Genomic DNA, 6,539 nt, shown 5'->3' on the forward strand with positions numbered 1-6,539 from the left:
CGTAACATAGCGAGTTAGGTCAAAGTTTCTGACTAATTGGAGGAATTGAAAATGACACGTACTGCACTTGTAACCGGTGGTAGCCGGGGTATCGGCGAAGCGATTTCCAGAAGGTTGAAGGCTGAAGGATATAATGTAGCCGCGACTTATGCTGGCAATGATGAGAAGGCCGCCGCCTTCACCGCCGAGACCGGTATCAAGACGTACAAGTGGAATGTTGCCGACTACGAAGCCTCGGCCGCAGGTATCGCCCAAGTCGAAGCGGACCTTGGCCCCATCGACGTTGTCGTGGCCAATGCAGGCATCACTCGTGATGCACCATTCCACAAAATGACCCCGGACCAGTGGAAAGACGTGATCGACACGAACCTGACCGGTGTGTTCAACACCGTCCACCCCGTCTGGCCCGGTATGCGCGAGCGCAAGTTTGGCCGTATCATCGTCATCAGCTCGATCAACGGCCAGAAAGGTCAGTTCGCGCAGGTGAACTATGCTGCGACCAAGGCGGGCGATCTGGGCGTCGTCAAGTCACTGGCGCAAGAAGGCGCACGGGCTGGCATCACCGCCAACGCGATCTGCCCCGGATACATCGCAACCGAGATGGTCATGGCCGTACCCGAGAAGGTGCGCGACTCGATCATAGCCCAAATCCCGGCGGGACGGCTGGGTGAGCCTGAGGAGATCGCCCGCTGCGTGGCCTTCCTGGCCTCGGATGACAGTCAGTTCATCAACGGCTCGACTATCTCTGCCAACGGCGCGCAGTTCTTCAGCTAACGCCCGGACATACACAAGAAAGGATCCTGCCACATGAAAGACCTTGAACCCGACATCGACCCAATCGAGTCTCAGGAGTGGCAGGACGCCATCGAAGACGTCATCGAACGGGATGGCGCCAATCGCGCACATTTCCTGCTGGACAAAGCGGTGCAAAAGGCGCGCGCTGCTGGGGCGACCCTGCCGTTTTCGGCAACCACGCCCTATCAGAACACCATTCCTGTCGATGATCAGTATGCCTTTCCCGGCGATCAGGACATGGAATGGCGCATTCGCACGATCAACCGCTGGAACGCGATGGCCACCGTGGTGCGGCGCAACAAGGTCAGCAGCGAATATGGTGGCCACATCGCCTCATTCGCGTCGTCGGCGGTCATGTATGACATTGGCCTGAACCACTTTTGGCGGTCGAAATCAGCGATCCATGGCGGCGATCTGGTGTTCTTTCAGGGCCACGTGATCCCCGGCATCTATGCCCGGTCCTTCATGGAGGGTCGCATCAGCGAAGAGCAGTTGGAAAACTTCCGCTCGGAAGTCAGCGGAGGTGGTCTGTCCAGCTATCCCCACCCGTGGCTGATGCCGGATTACTGGCAGTTCCCGACCGTTTCGATGGGTCTGGGTCCGTTGATGGCAATCTATCAGGCACGATTCATGAAATACATGCACAACCGGGGCCATATCGACATGGCGGACCGCAAAGTGTGGTGCTTCTTGGGCGATGGCGAGATGGACGAACCCGAAAGCCGGGGTGCGATCGACCTTGCCGTGCGCGAAGGTCTAGACAACCTGATCTTTGTTATCAACTGCAATCTGCAACGCTTGGATGGCCCGGTACGTGGCAACGGCAAGATCGTGCAAGAGCTTGAGGGCGACTTCCGTGGCGCAGGTTGGAACGTCATCAAACTGCTCTGGGGCAAAGGCTGGGATCAGCTGTTGGAGAAAGACACCACCGGCCGTCTGCGCCAGTTGATGGATGAGACGGTCGATGGGGACTACCAGACCTTCAAATCCAAGGATGGCGCTTATATCCGCGAACATTTCTTTGGCAAATACCCTGAGACTGCCGCTTTGGTCGAAGACTGGACCGACGATCAAATCTGGGCGCTGCGCCGGGGCGGACACGACCCTGAGAAAGTCTTTACCGCGTTCAAACGCGCAACCGAGAATGAGGGCACTCCAACCTGCCTGTTGGTGAAAACCGTAAAAGGCTATGGCATGGGCTCGGCTGGTGAAGGTCAAAACACCACGCACCAGCAAAAGAAACTGGCCGAAGATCAACTGCGCGCCTTCCGCGACCGGTTCCAAATCCCGGTTAGCGACGAAGATCTGCCAAACGCGCCATTCGTGTCGCTGAACAATGCACAGAAGGCTTATCTCGCAGACCGGCGCAAAGCGTTGGGGGGGGAATTCCCCAAACGCGACAGCACCGCACCCGCTCTGGATATCCCGGACCTGTCCAAGTTCGAAGCGCAGCTCAAAGGCACCGGGGAGCGCGAGATTTCGACCACCATGGCCTTTGTCCGCATCTTGACCACGCTGCTGCGTGACAAAGGGATCGGCAAAAACGTGGTTCCGATCGTGCCCGATGAAAGCCGCACTTTCGGGATGGAAGGGCTATTCCGCTCGGTTGGCATCTACAACCCGGCAGGTCAGAACTATACCCCCGAAGATGCCGATCAGATGATGTTCTACAAGGAAACGACCAACGGTCAGGTCCTGCAGGAAGGCATCAACGAGGCTGGAGCCATGGCCGACTGGATCGCGGCGGCGACGTCCTATTCCAACCACGGCGTGGCGATGATCCCGTTCTTCATCTACTACTCGATGTTCGGGTTCCAGCGGATTGGCGATCTGGCCTGGGCTGCGGGTGACAGCCGCGCGCGGGGCTTCATGCTGGGCGGCACTGCCGGACGGACCACGTTGAACGGCGAAGGGTTGCAGCACGAGGATGGGCACAGCCATATCCTTGCAGGCACCATTCCGAATTGCATCACATATGACCCAACCTTCAGCTATGAGGTCGCGGTGATCATTCAGAACGGCCTGCAACGGATGTATGGCAATCAGGAAGATATCTATTTCTACCTGACCCTGATGAACGAAAACTATGCCCACCCCGACATGCCAATGGGCGCGGAAGAAGGCATCATCAAGGGGCTTTACCGGTTCCAAGAGGTCAAGAAACCCGGCAAGAAGCATGTCAATCTGATGGGCTCGGGCACCATTCTGGTTCAGGCGATGAAAGCCGCCGAGATGCTGAAGAAGGATTTCGGCGTGACCTCGGATATCTGGTCGGCAACCTCGTTCAACGAACTGGCTCGCGATGGTCAGGACGCGGCGCGCGCGAACCGTCTGGACCCGCTGGCCGAAGAACGTGTGCCGTATGTGACCGAGCAGCTGTCTAAAGCCAAGGGCCCGATCATCGCGGCCACCGACTATATGAAGAACTACGCCGAGCAGATCCGCGCCTTTGTGCCGGGCCGCTACACCGTGCTGGGCACGGATGGCTATGGCCGCTCGGACAGCCGGGTGAACCTGCGCCGGTTCTTCGAGGTCGATGCCAACCACATCGCGGCGGCCGCCATGGTCGATCTGTACCGTGAAGGTGCCGTGACCAAGGCCGAGCTCGAGAAAGCGCTCAAGACATATGAAATTGACGGCGACAAGCCGAACCCCCGGTTGGTTTAAGGCCACGGGGCACGAGGAGAAATAGACATGGCAATCGAAGTAACAGTCCCGGATATCGGGGATTTCTCGGACGTTCCCGTCATCAGCATTTTGGTTTCGGTCGGTGACACCATCGCCGCCGAAGACCCGCTGATCGAGTTGGAAAGCGATAAGGCAACGATGGAGGTTCCCTCCCCGGCCGCTGGTGTCGTCAAGGAAATCAAAGTGGCCGAGGGCGACAACGTGTCTGAGGGCGTGCTGATCCTGCTGCTGGAAGGCGATGGGGCCGCTGCCGCCCCGGCCGAGGCTGCGCCCGCACCTGCTGCCGCTCCGGCAGCGCCTGCTGCCTCGGCACCCGCACCCGTTGTGGATGGTGGGTTCGGCAAGGCCCACGCCTCGCCATCGGTGCGCGCCTTTGCGCGTCAGTTGGATATTGACCTGTCCAAGGTCAACGGCTCAGGCCGTAAGGGTCGTATCTTGCGCGAAGACGTCACCAAGTTCCTGAAGACCTCAACCGCGGCGGCCCCGGCTGCTGCCGGTGCGGCGGGCGGCATGGGCATCCCCCCGATCCCCGTTGTCGATTTCTCGAAATTCGGCCCCGTGGAAGATGTGGAGATGCCGCGGATCAAAAAGCTGTCGGGCCCTGCCCTGCACCGGTCCTGGCTGAATATCCCGCATGTGACGCATAATGACGAGGCGGACATCACTGATCTGGACAAGTACCGCAAGGAAATGGACACGATGGCCAAGGAAGAAGGCTATCGCGTTACCCTGCTCAGCTTTGTCGTCAAAGCCTCGGTCAGTGCGTTGAAACAGCATTGGGAGTTCAACTCGTCCATCCACCCCGATGGCGACAAGCTGATCCGCAAATCCTACTACAATATCGGTTTCGCGGCTGACACGCCCAACGGGCTGGTGGTTCCGGTCATCAAGGACGCCGACCGTAAGGGGATTGTCGAGATTTCCAAGGACCTGATGGAGCTGTCTGGCAAGGCCCGCGCAGGTGAGCTGAAGTCAAACGACATGCAGGGCGCGACCTTCACGATCTCGTCGTTGGGCGGTATCGGCGGCACGCATTTTACGCCCATCGTCAACGCACCCGAGGTGGCAATCCTGGGCCTGACCCGCTCGAAAATGGCGCCGGTCTGGAATGGCGAGGAATTTGTGCCGCGCCTGATGCAGCCAATGTCGCTTAGCTATGACCACCGTGCCGTCGATGGCGCCTTGGCCGCGCGCTTCTGCGTGACGCTCAAGACGCTGTTGGGCGATATGCGCAAGCTGATGTGGTAAGGAGAGATCAGATGGACGTCAAAGTACCCGATATCGGTGATTTCTCCGATGTGCCCGTGATCAGCATTCTTGTCTCGGTCGGCGACACCGTCGCCGCCGAGGACCCACTGATCGAGCTGGAATCCGACAAGGCCACGATGGAGGTCCCCTCCCCCGCCGCAGGCAAAGTGGTCTCGATTGCCGTGTCCGAAGGCGATAACGTCTCGGAAGGTGCGCTGATCCTGACATTGGAAGCAGCCGATGGGGCCGCGCCCGAAGCTGCTCCGGTAGAGGCACCCGCCGCGCCGCAGGCCGTGGCCGCCACCGGCACGGCGACCGGTCAAGGCGATGTGCATGCCGAGGTAGTTGTGCTGGGCTCTGGCCCCGGTGGTTACACCGCCGCTTTCCGTGCCGCCGATCTGGGCAAGAAGGTTGTCATGATCGAACGCAACCCGACGCTGGGCGGCGTCTGTCTGAACGTGGGTTGTATCCCTTCAAAAGCCCTGCTGCACGTAGCCAAAGTTATCACGGAAGCCGAAGAGATGGGCGCACACGGCGTTAGCTTCGGGAAGCCCAAGATCGACCTGGACGAGCTGCGTGCCTTCAAAGACAGCGTTGTTGGCAAGCTGACCGGCGGTCTGGACGGTCTGTCCAAAGGCCGCAAGGTTCAGATCGTGCGCGGCTATGGCCGTTTCTCGGGCCCGAACATGATCGAAGTTGTGGGCGATGATGACATGACCACCGTCTCGTTCGACCAGTGCATCATCGCTGCGGGCTCTGAACCTGTTGAATTGCCTTTCATCCCGCATGACGACGACCGCGTGATCGACTCGACCGGGGCGTTGGAACTGGCGGATGTGCCCAAGCGGATGCTGGTTCTGGGCGGCGGTATCATCGGTCTGGAAATGGCCTGTGTCTATGACGCTTTGGGGTCGAACATCACCGTGGTTGAACTGATGGATCAGATCATCCCCGGTGCCGACAAGGATATCGTCAAACCCCTGATGAACCGCATCAAGGGCCGGTATGAGAACATCTTCCTCAAGACAAAAGTGACCGCGATTGAGCCTTTGAAAAAGGGCCTGAAAGTCACGTTCGAGGATGACAAGGGCGAAAGCTTCACCGACACGTTCGACAAGGTTCTGGTCGCCGTGGGCCGAAAGCCCAATGGCAAGCTGATCGACGCCGAAAAGGCGGGTGTCGTGGTGGATGAACGTGGCTTCATCGCCGTGGACAACCAGCAGCGCACCGGTGTGCCGCATATTTTTGCCATCGGTGATCTGGTCGGCCAGCCCATGCTGGCACACAAGGCCGTGCACGAAGGTAAGGTCGCCGCCGAAGTGGCCGCTGGTCACAAGCGGTTCTTCGACGCCAAGCTTATACCCTCGGTCGCTTATACCGACCCCGAGGTCGCATGGTGCGGGTTGACCGAGACCGAGGCTAAGGCCAAAGGGATCAAGGTCGAAAAAGGCGTGTTCCCTTGGGCGGCTTCAGGCAAGTCTTTGTCCAATGGCCGGTCTGAAGGCATCACAAAATTGCTTTTCGATCCCGAAGATCAACGCGTAGTGGGGGCCTGCATCGTGGGCACGAACGCGGGTGACTTGATCGCCGAGACAGCTCTGGCCATCGAGATGGGCGCAGATGCGGTCGATCTCGGTCACACGATCCACCCTCACCCGACGCTCAGCGAGACGGTTAATTTCGCGGCCGAAATGTTCGAAGGCACGATCACCGACCTGATGCCACCCAAGAAACGCCACTAGGACCTGACCCATGAAGCTAGGCACACCAAAGGAAATACTGGACGGTGAGAACCGGGTCGCGATGAC

The 6,539-nt window shown here is 59.2% G+C and carries 4 protein-coding genes; all 4 read left to right on the forward strand.

Translation table 11 applies throughout. The features are described 5' to 3' along the window. The first annotated feature begins 51 nt into the window (after positions 1 to 51). Genes phbB through lpdA form a run of 4 tightly spaced genes read left to right on the forward strand, consistent with a single transcriptional unit; the run spans position 52 to position 6,473 of the window. Entirely contained in the window at positions 52 to 774 is a 723-nt protein-coding gene (gene phbB / locus AC2TAD_RS20320) for an acetoacetyl-CoA reductase (RefSeq protein ID WP_480870042.1), read from the forward strand. A 33-nt stretch (positions 775 to 807) separates the two neighbouring features. Then, complete coding sequence (gene aceE / locus AC2TAD_RS20325) at positions 808 to 3,462, forward strand: pyruvate dehydrogenase (acetyl-transferring), homodimeric type (protein WP_170755884.1); 2,655 nt, start codon at positions 808 to 810, stop codon at positions 3,460 to 3,462. Positions 3,463 to 3,489: 27 nt separating this feature from the next. Continuing rightward, entirely contained in the window at positions 3,490 to 4,731 is a 1,242-nt protein-coding gene (gene aceF, locus AC2TAD_RS20330) for a dihydrolipoyllysine-residue acetyltransferase (protein WP_480870045.1), read from the forward strand. An 11-nt stretch (positions 4,732 to 4,742) separates the two neighbouring features. Continuing rightward, positions 4,743 to 6,473: a dihydrolipoyl dehydrogenase gene (gene lpdA / locus AC2TAD_RS20335; RefSeq protein WP_480870047.1), complete on the forward strand. Its 1,731-nt coding sequence runs from the start codon at positions 4,743 to 4,745 to the stop codon at positions 6,471 to 6,473. The last annotated feature ends 66 nt before the right edge of the window (positions 6,474 to 6,539 follow it).

It is taken from the genome of Ruegeria sp. HKCCD7628, assembly GCF_057221005.1.

Coding starts and splice junctions, on each gene's coding strand:
- aceE (WP_170755884.1), top strand. CDS start 808: ATGAAAGACCTTGAACCCGACATCGACCCAATCGAGTCTCAGGAGTGG.
- lpdA (WP_480870047.1), top strand. CDS start 4,743: ATGGACGTCAAAGTACCCGATATCGGTGATTTCTCCGATGTGCCCGTG.
- aceF (WP_480870045.1), top strand. CDS start 3,490: ATGGCAATCGAAGTAACAGTCCCGGATATCGGGGATTTCTCGGACGTT.
- phbB (WP_480870042.1), top strand. CDS start 52: ATGACACGTACTGCACTTGTAACCGGTGGTAGCCGGGGTATCGGCGAA.